Annotated in this window: 23 protein-coding genes; 13 read left to right on the plus strand and 10 right to left on the minus strand. The window is 69.2% G+C overall.

Features of this window, described 5'->3' with window-relative positions; all coding sequences use genetic code 11:
* Positions 1 to 60: 60 nt before the first annotated feature.
* From CYFUS_RS21600 to CYFUS_RS21615, 4 genes are read right to left on the minus strand one after another with little or no spacing between them, the layout of a single operon-like run.
* Positions 61 to 1,263 (minus strand): alanyl-tRNA editing protein, encoded by a 1,203-nt coding sequence (locus tag CYFUS_RS21600; protein WP_095986936.1) that lies wholly within the window; start codon positions 1,261 to 1,263, stop codon positions 61 to 63.
* 16 nt (positions 1,264 to 1,279) lie between these two features.
* Positions 1,280 to 1,606, minus strand: a complete 327-nt coding sequence (locus CYFUS_RS21605) for a hypothetical protein (RefSeq protein WP_157758571.1) — start codon at positions 1,604 to 1,606, stop codon at positions 1,280 to 1,282.
* Positions 1,603 to 3,027, minus strand: coding sequence for a radical SAM protein (locus CYFUS_RS21610; protein ID WP_095986938.1), 1,425 nt, complete (start codon positions 3,025 to 3,027; stop codon positions 1,603 to 1,605). The genes CYFUS_RS21605 and CYFUS_RS21610 overlap by 4 nt, the downstream gene beginning before the upstream one ends.
* Before the next feature lie 39 nt (positions 3,028 to 3,066).
* Positions 3,067 to 3,837 carry a prolipoprotein diacylglyceryl transferase gene (locus CYFUS_RS21615; protein WP_095986939.1) on the minus strand — a complete coding sequence of 257 codons (771 nt, stop codon included), beginning with the start codon at positions 3,835 to 3,837 and terminating at the stop codon, positions 3,067 to 3,069.
* 162 nt (positions 3,838 to 3,999) lie between these two features.
* On the opposite strand from CYFUS_RS21615, the gene CYFUS_RS21620 reads away from it, so the two are divergent.
* The 4 genes from CYFUS_RS21620 to CYFUS_RS21635 all read left to right on the plus strand — a co-directional run bounded on the left by CYFUS_RS21620 (position 4,000) and on the right by CYFUS_RS21635 (position 9,929).
* Positions 4,000 to 5,352 carry an aromatic ring-hydroxylating oxygenase subunit alpha gene (locus tag CYFUS_RS21620; RefSeq protein WP_095986940.1) on the plus strand — a complete coding sequence of 451 codons (1,353 nt, stop codon included), beginning with the start codon at positions 4,000 to 4,002 and terminating at the stop codon, positions 5,350 to 5,352.
* Positions 5,349 to 5,903, plus strand: a complete 555-nt coding sequence (locus tag CYFUS_RS21625) for an aromatic-ring-hydroxylating dioxygenase subunit beta (protein ID WP_157758572.1) — start codon at positions 5,349 to 5,351, stop codon at positions 5,901 to 5,903. Before CYFUS_RS21620 ends, CYFUS_RS21625 begins: the two co-directional genes overlap by 4 nt.
* A 131-nt stretch (positions 5,904 to 6,034) precedes the next feature.
* Positions 6,035 to 6,952 carry a cupin domain-containing protein gene (locus CYFUS_RS21630; RefSeq protein WP_095986941.1) on the plus strand — a complete coding sequence of 306 codons (918 nt, stop codon included), beginning with the start codon at positions 6,035 to 6,037 and terminating at the stop codon, positions 6,950 to 6,952.
* Between the two features lie 40 nt (positions 6,953 to 6,992).
* Entirely contained in the window at positions 6,993 to 9,929 is a 2,937-nt protein-coding gene (locus CYFUS_RS21635) for a hypothetical protein (RefSeq protein WP_095986942.1), read from the plus strand.
* Positions 9,930 to 9,943: 14 nt separating this feature from the next.
* Here CYFUS_RS21635 and CYFUS_RS21640 read toward each other — a convergent pair whose 3' ends face one another.
* Positions 9,944 to 10,306, minus strand: a complete 363-nt coding sequence (locus tag CYFUS_RS21640) for an STAUR_1299 family protein (RefSeq protein ID WP_095986943.1) — start codon at positions 10,304 to 10,306, stop codon at positions 9,944 to 9,946.
* A 169-nt stretch (positions 10,307 to 10,475) separates the two neighbouring features.
* Between CYFUS_RS21640 and CYFUS_RS21645 the strand changes: the two genes are divergently transcribed.
* The 4 genes from CYFUS_RS21645 to CYFUS_RS21660 all read left to right on the plus strand — a co-directional run bounded on the left by CYFUS_RS21645 (position 10,476) and on the right by CYFUS_RS21660 (position 14,065).
* Positions 10,476 to 11,117, plus strand: coding sequence for a protein-L-isoaspartate(D-aspartate) O-methyltransferase (locus CYFUS_RS21645; protein WP_095986944.1), 642 nt, complete (start codon positions 10,476 to 10,478; stop codon positions 11,115 to 11,117).
* An 81-nt stretch (positions 11,118 to 11,198) separates the two neighbouring features.
* Positions 11,199 to 11,750 (plus strand): hypothetical protein, encoded by a 552-nt coding sequence (locus tag CYFUS_RS21650; RefSeq protein WP_232537700.1) that lies wholly within the window; start codon positions 11,199 to 11,201, stop codon positions 11,748 to 11,750.
* Positions 11,751 to 11,756: 6 nt separating this feature from the next.
* Positions 11,757 to 13,085: a threonine synthase gene (thrC, locus tag CYFUS_RS21655; RefSeq protein ID WP_095986946.1), complete on the plus strand. Its 1,329-nt coding sequence runs from the start codon at positions 11,757 to 11,759 to the stop codon at positions 13,083 to 13,085.
* Between the two features lie 191 nt (positions 13,086 to 13,276).
* Positions 13,277 to 14,065, plus strand: coding sequence for a trypsin-like serine peptidase (locus CYFUS_RS21660; protein WP_095986947.1), 789 nt, complete (start codon positions 13,277 to 13,279; stop codon positions 14,063 to 14,065).
* An 83-nt stretch (positions 14,066 to 14,148) separates the two neighbouring features.
* Here the strand turns inward: CYFUS_RS21660 and CYFUS_RS21665 are convergent, their stop codons facing one another.
* Positions 14,149 to 15,228, minus strand: a complete 1,080-nt coding sequence (locus CYFUS_RS21665) for a methyltransferase (protein WP_095986948.1) — start codon at positions 15,226 to 15,228, stop codon at positions 14,149 to 14,151.
* Between the two features lie 116 nt (positions 15,229 to 15,344).
* Here CYFUS_RS21665 and CYFUS_RS21670 point away from each other — a divergent pair, with 116 nt between their 5' ends.
* From CYFUS_RS21670 to asnS, 5 genes are all read left to right on the plus strand, one after another.
* Positions 15,345 to 15,683: a hypothetical protein gene (locus tag CYFUS_RS21670; RefSeq protein WP_232537701.1), complete on the plus strand. Its 339-nt coding sequence runs from the start codon at positions 15,345 to 15,347 to the stop codon at positions 15,681 to 15,683.
* A 5-nt stretch (positions 15,684 to 15,688) separates the two neighbouring features.
* Positions 15,689 to 16,354 carry a dTMP kinase gene (gene tmk, locus CYFUS_RS21675; RefSeq protein ID WP_095992151.1) on the plus strand — a complete coding sequence of 222 codons (666 nt, stop codon included), beginning with the start codon at positions 15,689 to 15,691 and terminating at the stop codon, positions 16,352 to 16,354.
* A gap of 13 nt (positions 16,355 to 16,367) precedes the next feature.
* The gene (locus tag CYFUS_RS21680; RefSeq protein WP_095986950.1) at positions 16,368 to 17,114 is read left to right on the plus strand and encodes a competence/damage-inducible protein A; all 747 of its coding nucleotides are present in this window, start codon (positions 16,368 to 16,370) and stop codon (positions 17,112 to 17,114) included.
* Between the two features lie 63 nt (positions 17,115 to 17,177).
* Complete coding sequence (locus CYFUS_RS21685; protein ID WP_095986951.1) at positions 17,178 to 18,290, plus strand: cyclic nucleotide-binding domain-containing protein; 1,113 nt, start codon at positions 17,178 to 17,180, stop codon at positions 18,288 to 18,290.
* 323 nt (positions 18,291 to 18,613) lie between these two features.
* Positions 18,614 to 20,014: an asparagine--tRNA ligase gene (asnS, locus tag CYFUS_RS21690; protein WP_095986952.1), complete on the plus strand. Its 1,401-nt coding sequence runs from the start codon at positions 18,614 to 18,616 to the stop codon at positions 20,012 to 20,014.
* Positions 20,015 to 20,018: 4 nt separating this feature from the next.
* Here the strand turns inward: asnS and CYFUS_RS21695 are convergent, their stop codons facing one another.
* From CYFUS_RS21695 to CYFUS_RS21710, 4 genes are read right to left on the minus strand one after another with little or no spacing between them, the layout of a single operon-like run.
* On the minus strand, positions 20,019 to 21,908 hold the full coding sequence (locus CYFUS_RS21695) for a hypothetical protein (RefSeq protein ID WP_232537702.1): 1,890 nt from the start codon (positions 21,906 to 21,908) through the stop codon (positions 20,019 to 20,021).
* Positions 21,909 to 21,946: 38 nt separating this feature from the next.
* A complete protein-coding gene (locus CYFUS_RS21700; RefSeq protein ID WP_095986954.1) occupies positions 21,947 to 22,846 on the minus strand; it encodes a 1,4-dihydroxy-2-naphthoyl-CoA synthase in 900 nt (299 codons plus the stop codon).
* Positions 22,847 to 22,882: 36 nt separating this feature from the next.
* Complete coding sequence (locus CYFUS_RS21705; RefSeq protein WP_095986955.1) at positions 22,883 to 23,380, minus strand: hypothetical protein; 498 nt, start codon at positions 23,378 to 23,380, stop codon at positions 22,883 to 22,885.
* Positions 23,377 to 24,441 (minus strand): radical SAM protein, encoded by a 1,065-nt coding sequence (locus tag CYFUS_RS21710; RefSeq protein WP_095986956.1) that lies wholly within the window; start codon positions 24,439 to 24,441, stop codon positions 23,377 to 23,379. The genes CYFUS_RS21705 and CYFUS_RS21710 overlap by 4 nt, the downstream gene beginning before the upstream one ends.
* Positions 24,442 to 24,458 lie beyond the last annotated feature (17 nt).

Genomic DNA, 24,458 nt, shown 5'->3' on the forward strand with positions numbered 1-24,458 from the left:
CTTCTAGGGCCCCGTTAACACCCGCGTCGGGCGGCCCATACCGGGCGTATGACGCGGCGTCTACCCGAGTAACATCGCCACCAGGGCGGGCCAGTCCGTGTGCGCTGGCAGACGTCCCTCGGCACGCTCGGGCCGGCCCCCTCCACGTCCCCCGGCGGCCTCGGTGACGCGCTTGAGGAAGGCGCCACAGCCGAAGGAGGCGCCGCTGCCCCGGGAGATGAGCACGGACAGGCCCTCGGGGGTCCGGCTGGCGAGCAGCACCACGGCATCGGGGCGCTGGGTGAGCCGCGCGGCCACGGAGCGCAGGTCCTCGGGCGAGGCCCCCTCCAGCACCGCCACCACGCGCGCGTCAGGGGAGCGCTCCAACTGCGCGACGAGTTCCTCGGCGGTGTGCTCGGCGAGCTTCGCGCGCGCCGCGCCCAGGGCCTCGCGCACGTCCGTCAAATCCCGGCGCAGCCGCTCCACGGAGGCGGGCACGTCGAGCGGTCCACAGGAGAAGTTCCGGCCGAGCGCGCGCAGGGCGGCGGCCTCCTGCCACAGCTCGCTCCGGGCCCGGCCGCCCGCGGAGAAGAGGACCCGGCCCTTGCCCTTGTAGCGCTCCACGCCCAGCACGCGCATGAGCCCCACCTGCCCCGAGCGCGTGCAGTGCGTGCCCCCGCAGGGCGACACGTCGAAGCCCTGGATGTGGATGACGCGGATGTTGTCCGTCACCTTGGGGGCGCGGCGCAGGGGGAGGGCGGCGAGCTCCTCGGGCGTGGGGAAGAAGGCGCGGATGGGCACGTCGTCGTCGATGAGGGCGTTGACGCGGGCCTCGGCCTCGGCGACGCGCCGCTCGTCGAGCACGTCCAGGTCCACGTCGATGGTGCACACCGTCTCCCCCAGCCGCGCGGACACGGTGTGTGCCCCGGCCACCTCCACCAGCGCGCTGGAGAGCATGTGCTGGCCGGTGTGCAGTGCCATGTGGATGCGGCGGCGCACGCGGTCAATGTCCCCAGACACCTCGGTGCCGGGCGTGGGGAGTGAGGCGCCCTCGGGGAGCTCCAGCAGGTGATGGACGACGCCCGCGTCATCCACCTGCACGTCACGCACGGCGTGGCCTCCGAGCACTCCCCGGTCGGCCATCTGGCCGCCGGCCTCGGGGTAGAAGACGGTGCGATCGAGCACCACGGAGGGCGCGCCGCTCCACGTGCCATGGGCGAGCACCCGCCCGGTGAAGTGGGAGAGAAAGGGGTCGTCGAAGTAGAGGCGTTCGGTGGGAGTCATGTGGGGAGAAACCCGCTCAGTGCAACTTGCTTCCGCTCATGAGGATGCCGCCGCAGATGGCGATCGGCGCCAGACAGAACAGGCCATAGAAGAGTGGCAGGGCAATGAGGAGGCCCTTGCGCTTGTCTTGCTTCTCGACGGGGTCGTCCCCCTGCACGGCCATCAAGTAACCCAGCCCGGGCGCGACGAACAGGCCGATCATCAGCGGGACCATCGACCGGAAGGTGCTGTCCACCACGTAGAACAGGCCCCAGAAGGCCGCATCGATGAGGATGTAGTAGCCGAGGCCGAGCAGCGTCCACAGCACGATCCGGCCGGGGTCGGAGGGGGATGGGCGGCTCATGCCAACCCCGCCGAGACGAGGGCCTCGCGCAGGGGCGCCAGGCGCGTGCGCTCCAGATCATCCCGGTAGAAGAGGTTGTAGGTGTCGAAGGGGATGATGCGCCCGTCCGGATGGGCGATGTGCACGCAGCTCTTCTTGACGCTGCGCAGGTCGAAGGCCTGGGCATCGATGAATTGCATGATGAGGACCCGGAAGACGTTGCGGTAGGTGAGCTCCCCGGGCACCTGGACCTGGGGCAGGCAGCACAGCAGATCCGACAGGCTGCGCGAGGAGGACTGGGGGGAGTGATTGGTGGAGAAGAGCTGGAAGAGCCGCTTCTGCAGGTCCGTGTCCTTCTCGTAGACGATGGTGTTGCGGCCTCCCTCCACCAGCAGCTCCGGGGGAACGAAGCGGGTGAGCGGCACCACCTGGCCCTCGTGCTTGAGGGCGTAGCCCATGCACAGGCTGTCCGGATGGCAGGGCACGGGGATGAGATCCTCCGGCGAGAACAGCCGCGTCTGCTCGAGGATGCGCCGCCGCACCTCCGTCAACGTCAGACGGTCCCTCGCGGGATCATACCCCTCCAGCCGTCCGGCCTCCTGCACGGGTTGGAAGGTGACGCCGCGCACGCAGGGCTGCTGGACCGCGAAGTCGAGGATGCGGCCGATCTCCCCGTCGTTGAGCCCCTTCTTCAGGGTCACCACCAGCGTGGTGCTCACGTCCAGCGCGTTGAGGCGCTCGAGCGCCTGCTGCCGCACCGAGCGCAGATCCGCTCCACGCAGGGCCATGAGCGGCTCGCGCTCGAAGGAGTCGAACTGGAGGTAGACCTCCAATCCCTTGCGGTAGGTGGCCAGCTTCTCGGCGAAGGCCTCGTCCTTCGCGATGCGGATGCCGTTGGTGTTCACCATCAGGTGGCGGATGGGCCGGGCCCGCGCCTCCTCGAGGATGCGGAAGAAGTCCGGGTGCAGGGTGGGCTCGCCGCCGCTGAGCTGCACCACGTCCGGCTCGCCCTCGTTGGCCACCACGGCGTCCAACATGGACACCACCTTCTCGAAGGAGCGGTGGGTTTGCCGCTCGGGGCCACTCTCGGCGTAGCAGATGGGGCAGCGCAGGTTGCAGTGGTCCGTCAGCTCCACCAGCGTCAGACAGCTGTGTTGCTCGTGGTCCGGACACAGGCCGCAGTCGTACGGGCACCCGTAGCGGATGGGCGTGTTGTAGCGCAGCGGCTGCTCGGGAGGCTTGATGAAGATCTCCCGGGAGCGCTTGTAGTAGTCCACGTCGTCCGCCAGCAGCACCCGCTCGAAGCCATGGCGTGGGCAGCGCTTCTGCAGCAGCACCCTGCCGTCGGCGAAGAGGATCTTCCCCTCGACGCGCTGGTAGCAGGTGGAGCAGATGGAGATGGCCGTATCGTAGAAGAGGTAGGGGCGGACGCGGTCGGTCATGGGGCGACACCAGCCTAATGGAAAACAGCGGGACTCACGTCATCGCGCGTCGCCCTGGACCGGAAGACCGGGGCGGCGCAGCCACAGCCGGGGCAGATCCCTCGCGTAGTAGAGCAGGCCCGCCACGCAGACCCATTGGATGCCGCTCAGGCCCAGCAGGGGACGGGGGTCCGGCTTGAGCAGATCCACCCCGAGGCGGAAGGTCAGGTCCAACACCATGAAGCGGCGGAAGAGGTCGCCCTGGCGCAACTCGCGCCCGCGCAGCACGAGGCTCAGCGCCGCCACCAACACCATGAAGGCGGCCTCGTAGAGCTGGGTGGGGTGGCGGCTCACGCCATCCCCGAAGTCCACGCCCCAGGGCAGCGAGGTGGCCACGCCATAGGTGTGGTCGTCCAGCCCGGTGAAGAAGCACCCCAGGCGGCCCAGGAAGATGCCCAGACACAGCGGCAGCACGAAGAGATCTCCCGTGCTGCGCTGTTCGCCGAGCAGCTTCTTGGCCAGCTCGACGCCCAGGAGTCCTCCGAGCAGACCGCCCACGAGCGACTTGCCGGTGAGCAGGCTCGCGGTGGAGACCTGCCCCGCGAGCCACAGGGGCCACTCGTCCAACAGGTGGACCAGCCGCGAGCCCAGACCCGCGCCGAGCGCCGCGCCGGCGATGACTCCCAGTCGTGTCGAGGATTGCAGTGGGTCCGCCCACCGCCGCTTCAACACGAAGTAGAGCCGCGCGCCGAGGAAGTACGCGAGCGTCTCGAAGAAGACGTGTGGGTGCACCTGCCAGGGGCCCAGGGGGATGTAGAGGGGAAAGGTCATGAGCGAGGTGAGGCCCGGCAGCCTACCGCATGCCCTGGGGGGGACCGCTGAACGAAGAGCCAACGCCGCTGAACGAAATGCCCATGGCCGCTTTCCGCCCCCGGCGCACATTCTGGCCCGTGAGCGGCGCACCCCCGCGCCCCGCTCGCCCCTGGAGGCATCATGCAGAGAGATTGTCCCGGGCCCACCGCCCGTGTCCTCCCCACCCGTCCAGGCGGCCCGCCGCTGGACCTGAGCCCCCTGCTCGAGGAGCGTGGCCGCGTGGATCCACGCATCTACGTGGACCCCGAGGTGTACGAGCTGGAGCAGGAGCGCGTCTTCGGGCGGAGCTGGCTGTTCCTCGCGCACGAGTCCCAGCTCGAGCGGCCCGGCGACTTCATCACCACGTACATGGGGGAGGATCCCATCATCGTGTCGCGCCAGGACGACGGCTCGGTGGCCGCCTTCCTCAACCAGTGCCGCCATCGCGGCATGCGCCTGACGCAGGAGGACGCGGGCCACACCCGGGTCTTCACCTGCACCTATCACGGCTGGACGTATGACCGCGGCGGGCGCCTGTCCTCCGTGCGCGACGAGCGGGAGATCTACCGCTGCCCCGTGGACCGCGACCGCTGGAGCGCCGTGCGTGTGCCCCGTGTCGAGTCCTTCCACGGCTTCGTCTTCGGCACCTGGGACGAGCACGCGCCCTCCTTCCGCGACTCGCTCGGGGACGCGGCCTGGTACTTCGAGCCCCTCCTGGACGGCGTGGGGGGCACCGAGGTGATCGGCGTGACGAAGTGGACCGTGCACTGCAACTGGAAGTTCGGCGCCGAGCAGTTCGCCTCGGACGGCTACCACTTCGGCATGTCCCATCTGTCCGCGCTCAAGGCGCTGATGAGCCAGGTGCCCGGGGCGCCGCGGACCATGCAGGAGGCCACGCCCCCTCCGGATGGCGGCCGGCAGTTCAAGAACGCCCAGGGCCATGGAGCCCTGATGGCCGCCCTCCCGCCCAACCTCATGCGCGGCGCGCGCCTCGCATTCGAACCCAAGGCGAACGAGTGGCTGCTGGGGCCGCGTCAGGACTTCCTCGTGCGCAAGTATGGCGAGGCGCGCGCGTCCGTTTTCATCCCGGCGAGCAACCTGTTTCCCAACGTGGGCATCCTGCCCGCCGCCAATGCGTTGCGCGTGTGGCAGCCCAAGGGTCCCGAGCAGATGGAAGTCTGGTCCTATGTGATCGCGGACGCGGACGCTCCCGCCGACGTGAAGCAGGCCATCCGGTTGGGCAACCAGCGCACGTTTGGATCGACCGGCATCTTCGAGCAGGACGACACGCACAACTGGACGGAGATCCAACGCGTGCTCAAGGGCAGACGAGCGCGGCGCGAGATCTTCAACATGGAGATGGACTCGGGCACCCAGCAGGACGCCGAGGGGCGCTTCCCCGGCACCACCGCGAACCGCTCCTCCAGCGAGGTGGCCGCCCGCGCCTTCTATCGCCGCTGGGCGAGCCTGCTGTCCACGGAAGGTGCCCCATGAGCACCGCCCCCACGCTCCACGTGCCACCCCTCGTGCCCGGCCCCGCGCTGCAGTACGAGCTCGAGCAGTTCCTCTACGCCGAGGCCGCGCTGCTCGACGAGCACCGCCTCGAGGCGTGGCTCGGGCTGTTCACCCCGGATGCACGCTACCGGGTGCCCGTGCGCACCAACCGCGTGACGCGCGAGGCCACGCGCGAGGCCCTCGAGTCCCAGGACGCGTCCGCCCACTTCGATGACGACCTGCGCGGCCTGTCGCTGCGCGTGGCGCGGCTGACATCCGGGCTCGCCTGGTCCGAGTACCCGCTCGGCCGCACGCGCCGCCTGGTGAGCAACGTCCAGGTGCGTGCCCTCGACGCGCCCGGAGAGGTGGAGGTGCGCTCCTGCTTCCTGCTCTACCGCACGCGTCAGGAGCATGCCGTGGACCTGTTCGCCGGGCTGCGTCAGGACGTGCTGCGCCGCGCGGACGCGCCGGGCGCCTGGCGCATCGCGCACCGCACGGTGCTCCTGGAGCAAACCGTCATCCTCGCCGGCAACCTCAGCGTCTTTTTCTGAGCAGTCCGTCGGGAGGGCTCGCTGGGAGGGGTGCTCCTGGCGGGTCTCCACCCCAGGAGAGCGGGTATTTCAGGGAAAACGTCGGAGGAGCCGTTAGACTTCCCTCCCACGTTCGCGCTGGAAGCCCGCTCATGGATGCCCTCTCCCAACTGCTCCAGACCCTGCACGTGGATGTCGTCGGCTCGCGGCACATCTCGCTCCATGGACCCTATGGGGCGCGCTTCGCGCCGGGAGCGGGTCCCCAGGGACTGTTCATGGTGCTGGATGGAGAGGTGTGGCTCGAGCCCGAGGGCCATCTGGATGCGCCCCTGCACCTGGCGCCGGGAGACATCGGCCTGTACGGGGGGCCGGGCATCATCGTGCGTGACTCCGCCACCCCGCGCTCGCGGCCCGTCGACGTGAACTTCGAGCCCTCGACGCCGGGTCCGCGCAGCCTGGGAGGGCCGGGGCAGCGGACCGTGGCGTTGCTGGGCGTGCGCTTCGACCTGGAGGCGGGCGCGGCGGCCCCGCTGCTCGCGGCCCTGTCGCCCGCGGTGCCCCGGCGCTCCCAGGAGTCGCTCGCCGCCGCGCTGATGCCGTCCTTCCAACGCGTCTGCGAGGACTTCGCGTGCGGACGGCCCGGGGCCCACGCGCTCATCCAGCACGTGACGCAGCTGCTGCTGGCCGAGTGGGTGCGCGCCGCCACTCCCCAGGACGCGGCGCTCGCGATGGGGGCGGGCGCGTTCGCCGATCCCTCCATCGCCGCGGCGCTCACCCTCATCCACCGCCAGCCGGGAGCGCCCTGGACGGTGGACAGCCTCGCCGAGCGGGTGTCGCTCGCGCGGACCACCTTCGCGCTGCGCTTCGCCCGGCACGTGGGCGAGTCCCCCTTCCGCTACCTGACGCGCCGCCGGATCGCCCTCGCCACGCGCCTGCTCCAGACCACGACGCTGTCCCTGCACGAGGTGGCGCTCCGGGTGGGCTACGCGGACGAGGCCACCTTCCACCGCGCCTTCAAGCGCGAGACGGGGACGCGGCCCGGCGCGCTGCGTGGTCCCCGCGTGGGATGAGCGGGATGGTTCTCTGCTGGCGTGATGAGGAGACATGCGAATGGAAAAGAATCGGCTCTTCCCTCGGTCCGGCGCGGTCGCTGTCGCGGCCTGTCGCCTTTCAACCGTCTGTATCGTGCTGGTTCTGGGCTGCTCGGCGCGGGCCGCGGACGTGCAGTGGATTGGCAATTCGTCCATCTTCCCCGCCAATGGGAGCATCACTTCGTCCAGCGACGTGTGGCTCAACACCGAGACCCATCCCCTGGACAGCGCGGCGAGCGTACGGGTCGTGTACAGCCTGGACGAGGGGGCCAACTGGCTGACCGTGGCGATGACGAAGAACGGGGTCAGCGGTAACAACGACAAATGGCACGTCAACCTGGGCCGGCTGCCTTGTGGCAGCAGGATTCGTTACGCGCTCGAAGCGACCAGCCCCTCGAAGTGGGACAACAACGGGGGCTCGGACTACGCCGCGAGCGTGAACGTGGCGGATGGTGACATCTGCCCGACGACGTTGAACTGGGTCTCCAATTACGGCTTCAAGAATGGCAAGGATACCGTCAGCGTGACGGTGTCCAATCCCAACACGGATGCGCGGACCTACGTGCTGAGCTCCAACGCGGTCCGCCGGTCCGATGTGGAAAACAAGGGAACCACGCGGACCTTCAACGAGACGTTGGGCAAGCCGGTCGTTCGAACCGGCAACCCGCTCTTCGACAGCTTGTTCGCGCTGGCCCACGACGAGATGGTCAATACCCTCTCCGTGAACCAGATTGGCGATGGCGCCTACAATGGAGGGAAACCCATCGCCTGCCCGAAGGACGGTGGGAGTGGTGGCTGCTTCAAGACCGGCGTGAAGTGGTCCTACGTGTGGACACGGGACAGCGCGTACGCGATCGACTTGTCCCTGGCGCAGATGGATCCGGTGCGTTCGGCCAACACCCTGAAGTTCAAGATCTCGGATCGGCGCGGCAATCCGGGCAAGCCGGAGATCGTTCAGGACACCGGGTCCGGGGGCAGTTGGCCGGTCAGTACGGACCGCGTGGTCTGGGCGCGCGGGGCCTGGGAGGTGTTGAAGTACCTGAGCGGCGACTCTCGAACGCAGTTCCGTGACGCGGCCTACGCCGCCATGGTCAATACCATCGAGAACGATCGCATCGCGGTCCATGACGCGGGCACGGGTCTCTACGCGGGCGAACAGTCGTTCCTCGACTGGCGTGAACAGACCTATCCCGGTTGGACCGCGAGCAACGTCGTGCACATTGGCATGTCCAAGACCTTGTCCACCAACGTCAATCACTGGATGCTCCTCGATGTCGCCGCCAGACTCGCCGCTGAAAAAGGCGATACCGCCACGAGCGCCCGGTACCGGGGCTGGGCTGACGCGCTGAAGGCCGCGTTGAACGACAACCTGTGGTTGTCCCAGGCGGGCCTGTACAGCACGATGAAGACCACCGAGCTGGATCCTTCCTCGGTGCAACGCTATGAGCTGGTGGGAGAGGCACTGGCGGTGATCGATGGCATCGCGGATGCGGACAGGATCGCCTCGATTCTCCAGACGTATCCGCATACCGTGGCCGGTGCTCCCGTGGTGTGGCCGCAGATCCGGGACACTCCCATCTATCACAACCAGGCCATCTGGCCGTTCGCGTCGGCCTACTGGCTGCGTGCCGCGGTGCTCGGGAAGAATGACGCGGTGGTCAACCACAACCTGAAGACGCTGATCCGTGGGGCGGGCCTGAACCTGTCGAACATGGAGAACTTCCAGTTCATCAGCCTGTCGGGCAATCATCAGGATCAGGACAATGGGAACAGGGCGGGCCCGGTCATCAACTCGGAAGCACAACTGTGGTCCGTCGGGGGATACATGTCCTCGGTGCTGGACGTGGTCTTCGGCCGTCAGGCCACCCAGACCGGTCTGCGCTTCCAGCCGTTCGTGACCAAATACATGCGCAACACGCTGTTCTCGACCGCCGATAGCATCCACTTGAAGAACCTGCCCTACAAGGGCAAGACCCTGAACGTGGAGGTGCTGTTGCCGGCAAGGGATGGCGCGAGCAGCGGTTATTACAAGGTCGCCAGCGTCAAGCTCAATGGCACCCTGGTGGCCAACGACACCTACTTCACGGCCTCCACCTCGGCCAGTGACACGTACAACGTCCAGATCCAGCTCGTGGATGTGAATGCGCCTCGAACGACGATGACGGTGGTGGAAGACACGGGAGACTACAGGCGCTTCTGGGCGCCGAGGGAACCGACGGGAGTCTCCGTGACGTTGAGTGGCGGCTTGCTGAGCATCGGCTTCAGCCCGAACGGCGAGACGGGCGTGGTGCACCACATCTACCGGAATGGGACACGGGTGGCGAGCAATCTGACGACGACCCGCTGGACGGATCCAACCTCGACCAATTACGCGTCGAAGACCCTGTGCTACAGCGTCGAGTCTCAGTACACCGGCGGCGAGGCGGTCGCCAACCTGTCGCACCACTCGGACCCGATCTGTTACTGGCACACCGGCACCGTCACCTTCTTCAACACCGGCGCGGGCTTGAACAGCCTGGACGGAGCATCGACCGCGACCGATCACGGCCGCCCGCACTTCAACGATTGGGGAGCCACGAACCAGGTGCTGGAAGCGGCTTTCACGCCGGGGCTCACCGGAAGCTACGGGGTGCAGTTGGTGTATGGCAACGCGTTCGGCTCGGTGACCTCTGGTGTGACCGCGGCCGTGAAGCGGCTCGAGGTGGTCAATGCCGCGGGCCAGGTGGTTGCTTCCGATGTGGTGATGATGCCGCAGCTGAGCAACTGGGATGTCTGGGGTGACTCCAGCTTCGCGCGCTTCCCACTGACCGCGGGTGCCACGTACAAGATTCGCGTGAAGGACTTCTACAACATGTCCTATCTCGAGAGTAACGCGACATACGGAGGGGCGGGGGGCTCCGGCGGTCCGGTCAACCGGGCGAACGTTTCGGGCATGAAGCTGCTGCGCATGGAGTAGCTTCCACCGGGCCTTCAGCGCGGCCCGTAGCGCTTGCGCAGCTCGTCGAAGGACAGCCCGCTCCATTCGGACAGGAGCGCCACGGCGTCCCGGGCATGGATGAAGTGGAGCGTGTCCCCGGAGAACACGGAGAGGAACACGCCGCCGCAGTGGGGCAGCTTCGCGCCTCGCGACTCGAGGTAGTCCACGAGCCGGGGCAGCAGGTAGTCGAGCAGCCAGGCGCGGACGTTCCCGTCTGGCAGGAGGAACTCGTAGCTGGTGGCGTACGAGGACTCGCCACCCACCTCGTTCCGGACGCGGTCGATGGCCTGGTTGGCCAGATTGGCCGGAGCACGGTCGAAGGCGAGGCGGAGCAGGTCATCGGTGTCGGCATCCATGATGGGGGCCTCCTGGCGAGCGGGGGATTCCCACCATGTCCGTGGCGGAAGAACAAGGGGTCCTGCATCGAGGGGGGGAGCGAACGGGGGAGGCGGGGAAGCGTCGCCTGGAGCACGAGGGACGGAACATCGGCCACGACCTGCGGGTACCTGTGATTAGGCTCCTCTCATGAGTGACAGGGAACTCGCGGAGTTTCTGGGGCGGCAGGGCATCACCGATGCGCGGGTGCTGGAGGCGATCCAGAGCCTGCGCCGGGCGGATTTCGTCCCCGAGGAGCTTCGGGACCTGGCGGGACAGGACAGCCCCCTGCCCATCGGCCATGGGCAGACCATCAGCCAGCCCTTCATCGTGGCGTACATGACGCAGGAGCTGGCGCTCAAGCCCGGGGAGCGGGTGTTGGAGATTGGCACCGGCTCGGGCTACCAGGCGGCCGTGCTCGCGCGGCTGGGCGTGGAGGTGTACACGGTGGAAGTCCTCCCCGAGCTCGCCTGGCCGGCGCGCGAGCGGCTGGAGCGGCTGGGGCTGGGGGGCATTCATTTCCGGGTCGGGGATGGCACGGCGGGCTGGCCGGAGGAGGCTCCCTTCGATGCCATCCTGGGCACCGCGGCCCCCGAGCGTCTGCCTCCCGCGCTCTATGAGCAGTTGCGCCCGGGAGGCCGCCTGCTCCTGCCGGTGGGCGCGTACGGCGGCCATCAGGAGCTCATCCGCGTGACCAGGCCGCTCGAGGGCGGTGCTCCCCAGGTGGAGGCGCTGCTGGCGGTGCGCTTCGTTCCGATGACGAGCTCGCCCCCGGAGCCCCTTCCCCACTGAGCGGGAGAGCGCTTCGAGAGGGGTGCCATTGCGCCGGGTGGAGCGGGACCGCTAACCTTCGGGTCCATGATCATCTGCCCCATGTGTGAGCACCAGCAGGCTCAGGGCATCGAGTGCGAAGTGTGTGGGAAGAAGCTCGCCGTGGCCGCGCCGATCGCGGTGGCGGTGGGCACGCTTCCGGAACTGGAGGGCACGCAGCTCGCGGGCGGCCGGGCGCCAGTGGCCGTGGCGGCGCTCCAGGAGCTGGAGCTGACACGCCAGGCGCCCGTACAGGCGGGGGCCGTCCAGCCGGTGGCCGAGCTGGACACGGGGCGCGCCGCCGCGGCGGGCAACGTCATGGTGTCGCCCATTCAAGACATGGACACGGGCCGCGCGCTCTCGGATGGACTGAGGACGGCGCTGCCCACCGGTCCCATCGTCTGCCGCTACTGCCGTACGCCGCAGGCCAGCGGCCTCATCTGCGAGCGCTGTGGCATGCGTCTGCCCAAGCTGCGCCAGACGGCTCCCGCGCCCTCGGCCGGGTCGGAGCTGGTGGCGGCGGGCGAGTGGACCAAGTGCACGAAGTGCCACACCCATACCCGCGCGGGCCGGGCCTGCGTGTCGTGCGGAACCCATGTTCCCGCGGCGGATTGAGAGTCCATGAGCACGTCTGATTTCCAGGCCGCGTATGCGTGCAGCGAGGGGTGCGGCTATCGCGCCTCGCTGCTCGAGGTCGTCTACCGCTGCCCGAAGTGTGATGGCCTGCTGGAGGTGGCGCACGACGTGGAGGCGCTGCGCTCGGTGTCCGCGGAGGAGTGGAAGCGGCGCTTCGCGCAGCGCTTCGGGTCCTCGCGGCTGCCGTACGCCTCGGGCGTCTGGGGCAAGCACGAGTGGGTGTATCCCCAGCTTCCCGTGGGGGACATCGTCTCGCTCGGAGAGGGGAGGGTGCCGCTCAAGCCGCTGCCGCGCATGGCGGCGGAGCTGGGGCTGGCGAGCCTGGACTTGAAGGAGTGCGGCGTGTCGCCGACGGGCAGCTTCAAGGACTGGGGCATGACGGTCCTGGTGTCCGCGGTGAAGCACATGCGCGCCCGGGGCGTGCCCATCCGCGCGGTGGCGTGCGCGTCCACGGGAGACACCTCGGCGGCGCTGTCGGCCTATTGCGCGGCGGCGGGCATCCCCTCGGTGGTGTTCCTGCCCAGGAACAAGGTGTCCTTGTCGCAGCTCGTGCAGCCGGTGGCCAACGGGGCGCGGGTGCTGTCGCTCGACACGGACTTCGACGGCTGCATGAAGCTGGTGCAGCAGGTGACGCGCGACGCGGGCCTGTACCTGGCCAACTCCATGAACTCGCTGCGCATCGAGGGCCAGAAGGTGGTGGCCATCGAGTTGTGCCAGGACCTGGACTGGGAGCCGCCGGACTGGGTGGTGATTCCGGGCGGCAACCTGGGCAACGCGAGCGCCCTGGGCAAGGGCTTCGAGTTGATGCTCGCGCTGGGGCTCATCTCCAAGCGGCCGAGGATCGCCGTGGCCCAGGCCCAGCGCGCCAACCCGCTGGTGCGCTCCTTCCGGGGAGGCTTCGCGGAGCTGGTGCCCATGCAGGCCGAGCGCACGCTCGCCTCGGCCATCCAGATTGGCAACCCCGTGTCCTTCCGGCGCGCGGTGCGCATCCTCAAGGCCTTCAACGGCGTGGTGGAAGAGGCGACCGAGTCCGAGCTGGCCAACGCGGCGGCCCGGGCGGACCGCGAGGGCACCTTCACCTGTCCGCACACGGGCGTGGCGCTCGGCGCGCTGGAGAAGCTCGTGGCCCAGGGCGTCATTGCCCGGGGCTCGCGCGTGGCCGTGGTGTCCACGGCGCATGGCTTGAAGTTCCCGGACTTCAAGGTGGGCTACCACCAGGGCTCCCTGGCGGACGTGACGAGCCGGTTCTCCAACCCGCCCATCGATCTGCCCGCGAACCTGGATGCCGTCCGCGGCGCCCTGTCCGATCTCTAGGAACTCCGAAGCAGGGGCGGTGCCCCGGCCCGGGAAGGCCTCGTTGCCCTTCCCGGTGGTGGGGTCATGCGAAAAATAAGTTTTGCCTATGTTTCTCTAAATAACTGGTGTACACACGGTTCCCGGTGAATCCAGTTCTGGCGCGTCTTCCGTCCGGGAGGCGCCCATCACCTCACATCTCTGGAGAACACATGTTCAAGCGTCGGTACCTCGGTCTCGCGGCGGTGGGTCTGTTGACGGCGTGCGGTGCGCAGCCGGAAGTGGATGAGAGCCTTTCCTCGGACACGCTGGCCTCCACCGAGTCCACGGTCATCGTGGGCAGCGTGGATTGGAAGAGCAGCACGGCGCTGACCGGGACGCAGGCCACCCGGGCCAACGCGGTGGGCTATCTGTCCATCCCCGCGGTGGGCTCGCGCTGCACGGCGTGGCTGGTGTCGGATGACGTGCTCATCACCAACAACCACTGCATCGGCAGCGCCTCCCAGGCCGCGGGCGCCAAGGCGTCCTTCAACTATATCGACGGCGTCGCCTCCGGCTCGCGCATCTATTACGACTGCTCCACCTTCATCAAGACGTGGAGCAACCTGGACATGACCGCGCTGCGCTGCGCCGCGCTCAATGGCCAGAAGCCGGGGCAGGTGTACGGCAAGCTGACCGTCGCCAGCACCAACGCGGCCACCAACGCCAGCATCTACGTCCTCCACCAGAACTGCGACTACTACACCTCGTCCGGCTGCGCCCCGACGAAGAAGTTCTCCCCGGGCACCGTCCTGAACGCCAACTACAGCTCCACGGACGCGTCGTACAACGCGGACACGCTGGGTGGCTCCTCGGGCTCGCCGGTGCTCTCCACCTCCACCAACGAGGTCATCGCGCTGCACCACTACGGCTTCGGTGGCAACTCGTCCGGCCGCGGCACGCACAACAGCGGCGTGCGCGCCACGCTCATCAAGTCGGCGCTGGCCGAGATCGGTCTGTGAGGGACGGCGGCGTGAGCCGCTGAAGTCCAGGGGAGGCGCCCGGGGTGGAACCCGCCACCGCTCCGAGGCGCCTCTTCGTGCGTCTATGTTCCGGGTACCAGCCCATACAACGTGGTGATTTCACGCGAGCGCGCCGCGTGGAGCGGATCGCTCCGGTCCTTCGCCTTGGAGTGGCGGGCCGGGGTGGAGCGCTTCCACTTCACGCGCAGCCCCCGCCGCGCGAACTGCTCGTCGAGCCATTCCGGGGCGCGCAGGCCCAGCAGCACCGCGAGATCCGAGAGCACCAGCAGCCCCTCGCCTCCGGGATTCAGGTGCTCGGCCAGCCCGTCGAGAAAGCCCAGGAGGAAGCGGTTGTCCTCGTCGAACACCGCCCGGTCCACCCGGTTCTTCGGGGGCTCGGGAATCCACGGGGGGTTGCTCACGACGAGGTCCGCCTTGCCGGGCGGGAAGAGGTCCGTCTCGAGCACCTCGAAGCGCTTGGACAGGCCGAGTCGCTCGGCGTTCTCCCGGGCGCACGCCACGGCGCGTGAATCGCAATCGGTCGCGGTCACCGAGGCCGCGCCCCGCTGCAACAGCAGGAAGGACAGCACCCCGGTGCCCGTGCCCACGTCGAACACCCGTTTGCCCTTCACGTCGGTGACGGACAGGAACAGCTCCACGTAGTCGGTGCGCGTGGGCAGGTAGACGCCGTAGTGGGGATGCAGCCGGCCCGAGAGCCCCGGCACCTCCAGCCCCTTGCGCCGCCACTCCGTGGCCCCGAGCATGCCCAGCAGCGTCTTGAGGGACACGTGCGTCGTGTCGGCGTCGGGCTCGCCCCACACCTGGCGGCACGCCTCGGCGACGTCGGGCGCGCGTTTGACCTGGAGCCGGTAGTCGCGGTCGAGCGCCACCACGATGCGTGACAGGGTCTCGTGTTCGAGCTGCCGTGCCCGGCGCTCGGCGCGGAAGGCGTCCAGGGGAGAGCGGGCCTGGGGCGGGTCGGGAAGGCGGCGGGCCATGGCGCCCACGAGCTGCTTCGCGTTGTGGAAGTCCCCCGTGTACAGCAGGTACTCGCCCCGCCGCACCCGCCGCAAGGCCGCGTCCGCGGTGAGGCGGTCATCCACGGGAGAGAGCCGCGAGGGGGCGGGTTCGTCGCTTTCTGAACGCCAACGCGTGGAATCCATCCCGGGTCCCTATCCCGGCTCCAGGCACTCATGCAACGCCAGGGTAGGGGCTTGTGGGACTCCCGGAGCGCGAGCTTCTCGACGCGCCCCCCGGGTTCCGCTAGGTTCGCCGCCCCGTGAGCGCAGATACGCAGAACCTTCGTGAGCAGTTCGATCGCCTCCAGGAGGCCTTGTCCACCCGCCAGAGCACCGAGCTTTTCGCTCATGCCGGGCTCGCCTTCATCGTGGCGATCATCCTCGGCGGCGCGACGGGCAAGCTCTTCTGGGACTCGACCCGCGCCCCGTATGTGGCGTGGCTCGGCCTCGCCGCGACGGTGGGACTGCTCGTCTACGGGCTGCTGCGGCTGAGCAAGGCGCGCACGGTGCTGGCCGACGAGCTGGCGCGCTACGCGACGATGATGGAGCTGCGCCGCCAGTTGCGCCTGGATGATCCCTCGGCGTTGTTGCCCCGGTGAGCCCCGTGTCCGACGCCCGCCGACGCGGTCTGCTCATCGTCCTGGAAGGACTCGACGGCGCGGGCACCACCACCCAGGTGGAGCGGCTGGCCGCGGCCCTCAAGGCCGAGGGCCATTCCGTCCTCACCACGCGCGAGCCCTCGGACGGGCCGGTGGGGGTGCTCATCCGTCAGGCCCTCACGGGCCGGGTGGTGCTCCCCGGCGGCGCGGGGCCCCTGGCGCCCGAAACGCTCGCGTTGCTCTACGCGGCGGACCGGACGGATCACCTGCGCGCCCGGGTCCTGCCCGCGTTGGAGGCGGGGCAGGTGGTCCTCAGTGACAGATCCGTGCTCTCGTCGCTCGCCTACCAGGGCGCGTCACTGCCCATGGAGTGGGTGGAGGCCATCAACTCGCACGCCATCCCCGCGGACCTGACGCTCTTCGTGCAGGTGTCCATCGAGGTGGCGGCGCGGCGCCGGGCGGCACGCGGCGGGCCGGAGGAGCTCTTCGACGCGGAGGAGAAGCAGCGCCGCATCTCCCAGCAGTACGAGGCCGCCATCGCCCTGCGGGGCGCGCGCGAGCACGTGGTGCGCATCGATGGGGATGGCTCCGTGGAGGCGGTGACCGCGGCGTGCCTGGCGCGCGTGCGGGAGTTGCTCGCGCGCGAGCCCGGGCGGGCGCCGGTACGCTAGAGTGCCCCCCCTCATGGCTTCCTCGGGCGCTGCGGCGATCATCATCGGCAACGAAGTCCTCACGGCGAAGGTGGTGGACGCCAATGGTCCCCTCCTCATCCAGCGGCTGCGCGAGGTGGGCGTTGCCCTGCGCTCGCTGGAGATCGTCCCCGACGAAGTGGACGCCATCGTGGACGCGGTGGCCCGGGCCCGCTTGAAGGCCCGGTATGTCTTCACCAGCGGTGGCATCGGCCCCACACACGACGACGTGACGGTGCGCGCGGTGGCGCTGGCCATGGGCCGTCAGGTGGTGCGGCTGCCCGTGATGGTGGAGCTCATCCAACAGAGGAGCCGGGAGCGGGGCCTGGAGCACGTGTCGCCCGAGACGCTGCGGCTCGCCGACGCCCCCGAGGGCGCGGAGCTCCTCGCGGTGGCCGGCGGTGGGTTTCCGGTGCTCACGGTGGAGGACGTGTTCCTCCTGCCCGGCGTGCCGCAGCTCTTCCGCGTGCAGCTCGAGGCGGTGCTCTCGCGGCTCAGTGGCTCGCCCGTGTACCTGCGCGTGCTGTACCTGGGGGTGGGCGAGAGCGCGGTGGCGGGCGTGTTGGATCGTGTGGCATTGGACATGCCCCATGTGTCGATTGGCTCGTACCCGATGTTCGATCCTTCACTGGACTATCAGGTGAAGGTGACGGTGGAGAGCGGGGAGCGTGACTCGGTGGAGGAAGCCCTCGCCCGGCTCCAGGAGGGCCTTCCCACGGGCTCGGTTCTGCGCACCGGGTAGTCGCCACGGGGGGTCAGGCATGGTAGCTGGGGTTCGAACGGACCATCGTCCGAGGAGAAACCCATGTCCGAACCACTCGACCCGCCGTCCTCTGGGCCGGATGAGGCCCTCTCGGACTACGCCGTGCTGGCGCGGCGCTGGGTCCAGCAGGGCTGGCTGCTGCGCGCCATCGCCCTGTGCAAGATCATCCTCCGGCTCGAACCGGATCACATGCCGACGCGCCGGCTGCTGTCGGAACTCGATGCCCGGCGCCTGGATCCCTTCGCCATGCCCGCGGGCCCCGCCGTGCCGATGCCCTCCAACCTGGAGAGGGATCTGCCCGTGGGTGCCTCCGAGCGCAAGCCGGCCTCCGCCTCCCTGCTGGCCCGGCTCGGCCGGTGGGAGTTCCAGACGGTGCTCGAGTCCCTGGAGCTGAGGGACTTCCATGCCGGGGAGATGGTCGTGGAGGAGGGCACCCCGGGAGACTCGCTGTTCGCCATCGTGGAGGGGAGCGTGGAGGTGGTGCGCACCCTGAAGTCGGGCCGGCGGCGCACCGTGGCCCTGCTGGGCGAGGGGGACTTCTTCGGGGAGATGTCGCTCTTGTCCCACGTGCCGCGCGTCGCGAGCGTCAAGGCCTTCGAGCGCACGGCGGTCCTGGAGCTCAAGCGCGAGCGCCTGGAGCGGATCGCCCAGCGCCATCCGTCCGTGGAGGAGGTACTGCGCGGCTACCAGCGCGAGCGCCTGCTCGACAACGTGCTGCGCGCCAACTCCCTCTTCCGGCTGCTGTCGAGCGCGCAGCTGGAGGCCCTGTCCCACGAATTCCAGCTCCGGGCCATGCCCGCGGGCTCGATCCTGTTGCAGCAGGGGCAGCCCGTGGACTCGCTGTACCTGCTGCTCCAGGGCCAGTGCCAGGCGATGCACCAGCACCCGGAGCACGGCGAGCAGGTGCTGCGCACGCTGGAGGAGGGGGACATGTTCGGGGAGATCGCCCTGCTGCTCGGCTTTCCCGCCACCGCCACCGTCCGTGCGAACACGCCCTGCATGCTGCTGCGGCTGGATCACGCCGTCTGCGAGCAGCACCTGATCGAGCAGCCCGAGGTGCGTGATGCGCTCTCGCGCCTGAGCACGGAGCGCCTGATGCACACCGCCAGCTTCTTGTGGGATCCGCTGTCGGCCACGCCCGTGCGGCGCTCCTGAGCGGCCTGACCGCTACGCCGCGTCCGGGGGATTCGTCGGGGCATCCAGCTCCACGGGCCCCTGGCCCTGGCGGAGCGTGGAGTGGCGGTAGCCATAGGCGAAGTAGATGACGAGCCCTGGAAGAGAGAACGCATGGGTGGGGGGCGATTAGCACGATCCCCCCGTCGGAGCTCGCCGCGCGACGGGGGGGGCGGGGCGTGTTCGGGCCCCGGGAGGCGTCCGTTCCCCGGCGGGGGCCATTCATGGGGCTTGTCCTCGGGCCAGCGGACGGCTAACTCCGCGTTCTTCAGAGGGACAGGGTTTCACGAGGAAGGAAGGCCGTCATGCAGGTGGTCAGTGTGAAGAAGGCGCTGGATGGCTCGGTGGCGCCGGACACGAAGGTCGAGGTGCGGGGCTGGGTGCGTACCCGCCGGGACTCGAAGGCGGGCATCAGCTTCGTCAACGTGAGCGACGGCTCCACTTTCGATCCCATCCAGGTGGTGGCACCCAACACGCTGTCCAATTACGAGGCGGACGTGCTGCGGCTCACCGCGGGCTGCTCCGTCGTCTGCCGCGGCACGCTCGTGAAGAGCCAGGGCAAGGGCCAGTCCTTCGAGGTCCAGGCCGATGAGGTGCGGGTGCTCGGCTTCGTGGACGATCCGGACACCTATCCCATCCAGCCCAAGCAGCACTCGCTGGAGTTCCTCCGGGAAGTGGCCCACCTGCGTCCGCGCACCAACACGTTCGGCGCCATCACCCGCGTGCGCCACACGGCGGCCCAGGCCATCCACCGCTTCTTCCACGAGGAGGGCTTCTTCTGGGTGAACACTCCCATCATCACCGCGAGCGACGCCGAGGGCGCCGGACAGATGTTCCGCGTGTCCACGCTCGACACGGTGAACCCCCCGCGCACGGACACGGGGAAGATCGACTGGAGCAAGGACTTCTTCGGCAAGGAGGCCTACCTCACCGTCTCCGGCCAGCTCAACGTGGAGGCGTACTGCCTGGCGCTGTCCAAGGTGTACACGTTCGGCCCCACGTTCCGCGCGGAGAACTCCAACACCACCCGGCACCTGGCCGAGTTCTGGATGATCGAGCCGGAGATCGCCTTCGCGGACCTCAACGACGACGCGAACCTGGCCGAGCGCTTCCTCAAGTATGTCTTCCAGGCGGTGCTCACCGAGTGCGCCCCGGACATGAAGTTCTTCGAGGAGCGCCAGCAGAAGGGCGTCACCGAGCGTCTGGAGAAGTTCATCCAGTCGAGCTTCGAGCGCATCGACTACACGGATGCGATTGAAATCCTCAAGAAGGCCAAGAAGAAGTTCGAGTACGCGCCCGAGTGGGGCAAGGACCTGCAGACCGAGCACGAGCGCTACCTCGCCGAGGAGCACGTGGGCCGGCCCGTGGTGGTGATGAACTACCCGGAGCAGATCAAGGCCTTCTACATGCGCATGAACGACGACGGGAAGACCGTGGCGGCCATGGACGTGCTGGCCCCGGGCATCGGCGAGATCATCGGTGGCAGCCAGCGCGAGGAGCGCCTGGACCGGCTCGACGAGCGCATGAAGAAGTTCGGCCTGCACCCCGAGGGCTACCAGTGGTTTCGGGATCTGCGGCGCTACGGCTCGGTGCCCCACGCGGGCTTCGGGCTCGGGTTCGAGCGGCTCATCGTCTACATCTGCGGCCTGCAGAACATCCGCGACGCCATTCCCTACCCGCGCGTGCCGGGCTGGGCGCAGTTCTGAGCCTTCAGCGCGGCATGCGGTAGAGCACGATGCCCGAGCGCGGTGCTCGAAAGAGGTACTGCGCGCCGCGCTCCGCTCTCAGGGCGTACTCCGCCGCGGAGCCGCCTTCCACCCCCACCCAGCGGGGCTCGAGCGCGTCGATGCGCGCGAGGTAGCTGGCCACGTCCTGGTCGTTCGACACGTACTCCACGCGGGTGCGGTAGTCCCGGGCGAAGAACTCCCCGAGGAACACCACCGACTGGTCATACACCACCACGTCGCCCGCCTGGAGCTCGCGCTCCATGCGCTCTCTCCACTCGGTGGGCCACAGCCAGTCCATCACCTGCCGCGTGGCGCGCTGCTCCGGACTCGAGCGCAGCAGGACGCCGAAGTGCCTCGGGAAGAGGAAGTAGTCGCGCTCGAGCACCTGGACACTCGCGCCCCGCCAGAAGGTGACGGCGGTGAGCGCGAGGAAGACGAGCGACAGGCCCAGCCGGGGTACCGCGTGCCGCAGCCGCCCCTGGAGCGCGCCCAGCGCCACCAGCCCCGCGGTGGCCACGCCCATCACGAACCTCGGCCACCAGGCCGACTGCACCGTCAGTGCCGCCAGTCCGAGCACGAGGATGGGCAGGTGCGTCTTCCAGTTCCTCGGGCGGAGCAGTCCGACGACGAGCCACGCGAGACACGGCACCAGGAGCCAGGAGAACAGCGGCCCGAAGCCTCCCGTGCGCACGTCTGGCCAGTACACCGGCTGCTCCACGTACCAACTGCGCAGGAGCTGCGCGAGCGCTCCCGGCGAGCCGAAGAAGAGCGGGCTCTCTCCCGGACGCGAGCCGTAGAAGACGGCCGGATCGAACAGGCCGGGCAGCTCGGTGCCCAGCAGCGGCAGCTTCACCTTGAAGGCCCATAGTGGGTTGCCCGTCTTCCATAGGTTCTGGAAGTACTTGAACGAGCCCACCGCCATCAGCGCGAGCACCGAGAGCACCAGGTCCCCGGCGCGCCGCCACCGCTCGCCCCGGGCGTGCCACAGCTCCAGCCCGCCCCGCACGGCCACCCACGGCCCGAGCAGCAGCAGGTGGAAGGCGCCCGTCATCTTCGTGCCCGCGTACAGCCCGAGCGCCAGCAGGCTCATCCACCGATCCCGGGGCGTGGGCCGCTCGCGCAGGAAGAACACCGCCGCGCTCAGCAAGGCGCCGCACGCCAGGTCCACGTGCGTGCTCCACATCTGCAGGAACATGGGGGGTAGCAGCATCCACGCCGCGCCCACTCCCGCCGCGAAGGCCGGCCGCGCGCCCACCTCCCGCGCCCAGGCCGCCGTCACCGCCGCGCCCAGCACCGCGAAGGGCAGTTGCGAGCTGTCATCCAGCCGGTTGTCCAGGGGGAAGATGCAGTTCCACGCCGCCAGCAGCTCGATGTTCTTCGGGTGGCTCTGCGTCCAGGGCACCGAGGTGTCGATCCAGTCCAACGAGCCCATCTGGATGGCATACGCGGTGATGGGCACGTGGTACCAGACGGGATCCCACATCCAGGACCTGTAGAGCCACACCAGCAGCCCCGCGAAGAGCAGCACGACCAGGGCGACTCCCGTGGTGAGCACGACGGGCTCGCGCTCGCGCACGGCCTCGCGCAGCAGCCGGAAGGGAGCGCCCAGGTCCGAGCGGGCGAGGGCCCACGTCCGCTCAGGCCCCAGGTGCCGCGAGGCCGCGACCGCCGCGATCGCGAACCCCACGGGCGCCAGCGCTCCGAGCCACACGGGCCGCAACGCTCCCACGAGCCCCAGCGCCTGCATGGGCACGAGGAGCAGCGCGGGGGCCACGAGCAGGGTGGCGATGAGCCGGTGGAGGACACCGCGATCCGGGTAGAGCGCCGCCGCCACCCAGAAGGCCGCGCCCAGGCACATCGCCGTTTCGACCATCCAGACGAGCCATCCCACGAGGGCCCCCACGCCAGTCGTCAGTAATGCCAGGGAAAGCGCTTGTAGTCCTGGTCGCGCTTCTCCAGGAAGGCGTCGCGGCCCTCCTGGGCCTCCTCGGTGCCGTAGGCCAGCCGCGTGGCCTCGCCCGCGAAGAGCTGCTGCCCCACGAGGCCATCATCCGGCAGGTTGAAGCCATACTTGAGCATGCGCATCGCCGTGGGGCTCTTGGAGTTGATGAGGGCCGCCCACTCCAGGGCCACCTCCTCCAACTGGGCGTGGGGCACCGACGCGTTCACCATGCCCATGGCGGCGGCCTGATCCGCCGTGTAGTTGAGCCCGAGGAAGAAGATCTCCCGCGCCTTCTTCTGGCCCACCTGCCGCGCGAGCAGCGCCGAGCCGTAGCCGCTGTCGAAGCTCGCCACGTCCGGGTCCGTCTGCTTGAAGATGGCGTGCTCGCGGCTGGCGATCGTCAAGTCACACACCACGTGCAGGCTGTGTCCGCCGCCCACCGCCCAGCCGGGCACCACGGCGATGACGACCTTGGGCATGAAGCGGATGAGTCGCTGGACCTCGAGGATGTGCAGCCGGCCGAGCCGGCCCGGATCCGGCTTGCCCGCCTGATCGCCCTCGTACTTGTAGCCGTCCTTGCCGCGGATGCGCTGATCTCCGCCCGAGCAGAACGCCCAGCCGCCGTCCTTGGGCGAGGGGCCATTGCCCGTGATCAGCACGCAGCCCACGTCGGTGCTCGTGCGCGCGTGCTCGAGCGCCGTGTACAGCTCGTCCACCGTCTTGGGCCGGAAGGCATTGCGCACCTCGGGACGATTGAAGGCGATGCGCACCGTGCCCTGATCCACGGCGCGGTGGTAGGTGATGTCCTCGAACTTGAAGCCGTCGACCTCGCGCCAGCGCGCGGGGTTGAAGAGGGCGGAAACGGTCATGGGCGTGTCACTCCTGGCCAGAGGTCGCGGCGGACCCTACCGCTCCCGGTGCTCGCGCCGCCAGTGTTCCACCCGCGCCACCTGCTCGAGATCCCTCGGTGTGCCGCGTTCCCGCTTGAGCGCGAGCAGGGTGTCCAGGTCCATCACTGGCAGGCCCTGGTGCATCCGAGCCCCGGACACCAGGGCGCCGGTCTCCAGGGTGTCGTGCTCGTAGGTGCCATCGAGCACCAGGGGGCCCTTGCTCGCCCGGACATAGTACTTCCCACGTAGGGTCTCGAGATCGAGGGGGACGCCCACGGGCTCGTTCCACACGGCCAGGGCCCAGCCGTCCTCCACGAGGAGCGCCGCCCACCGCTGGAGGTTGTCGGCGGAGGGCTCGAGGAGGAGATCGCAGTCGGGCACGGGCTCGCCCCCGAGCGCGTCCATGAGCAGGCGCAGCGCGAAGGAGCCGGTGAGGGCGGAGCGCACCCCGCGCGACTGGAGCCGGTGCAGCAGCTCCAGGTAGGCGAGGTGCTCGGAGGGCAGGGCGCTCATGCGGTGCGCAGCAGCACCTCGCGCTCCGGATCCCAGTCCGCGCAGAGGTTGCCATTGGCGTGGAAGACGAACTTGTGGATGACGCCCGAGTGGTGCCGGGCCTTCATGTCCTGGTAGTCCGAGGCCTCGAAGGTCACCGAGCACTGGCCGCGCCAGCGCAGGCGCGCGTTCCAGTAGTAGTAGCCCTGGGTGACTTCCACCGGCTCGAAGTCCGAGCCGGGCCCATCCGGCAGCAGCGGCTCGAGCAGGGACTCGATGGGCACCCGGTCGCGCTCGATGGTGCGCCAGGTGGTGTTGGGCTGGTAGAGCCCATGCAGCCGGGAGAACTCGCGGAACACCACGTCCGTCACGCCCAGCCGCTCCACCGCCCAGCGCAGGTAGTCCACCACGTCCGCGGGGGTGGCCACGCCCGTGCGCTGCACGATGCACACGAGCCGCACGGGCACCTGGCCGCGTGCCACGCGCACCGCCTCCTCGAACACCTCCTGCCGCGCCACGGGCTGGCCCGGGCGGAAGCGCATGATGGCGTCGTTGCGCGGGGCGTCGGGGTGGTGCCGGGAGATCTCCACGCGTGTCAGGCCGTAGCGCGCCAGCCGGGGCAGCAACACTCCGCCCGACGTCTCCGCGCACAGCCCGGCCGCGTTGGAATAGAGGACCTTTTCCTCCACGAGCCCCGCGGGGTGGCGCTCGTGGGCCTCCAGCACGTCGAGCACCCCCAGCAACCACTCCGGCGCGTCCGTGGACTCGAGCCCGGACAGGGAGATGCCCAGGGGCAGGCCCTGGAGCGCGGCGAGCGCCCGGGCGAGCCCCTCCTGGTAGCGAGGGCCCGGTCGCAGGGAAGCCGAAAGCCGCCCGGAGCCGTGGGGCCGCAGCGTCTCCGAGCAGAAGACACAGCGGGCCGAGCATGGCCGGGCCGACGCGAAGGGGGTGAACGTCACCGGGAGTGCCACGGGCCAGAGCCTGCCCTCGAGCACGTGCGCCCGGAGCTGCTCGGGGGGCGGCACCTTGCGGCGCACGGGCAGCGCGGCGAGGGTAGGTGGGAGGACGGCGGGCACGGGCATGAGGAGCGCCCGACTCT

It is taken from the genome of Cystobacter fuscus (genome assembly GCF_002305875.1).
GTDB lineage: Bacteria > Myxococcota > Myxococcia > Myxococcales > Myxococcaceae > Cystobacter > Cystobacter fuscus_A.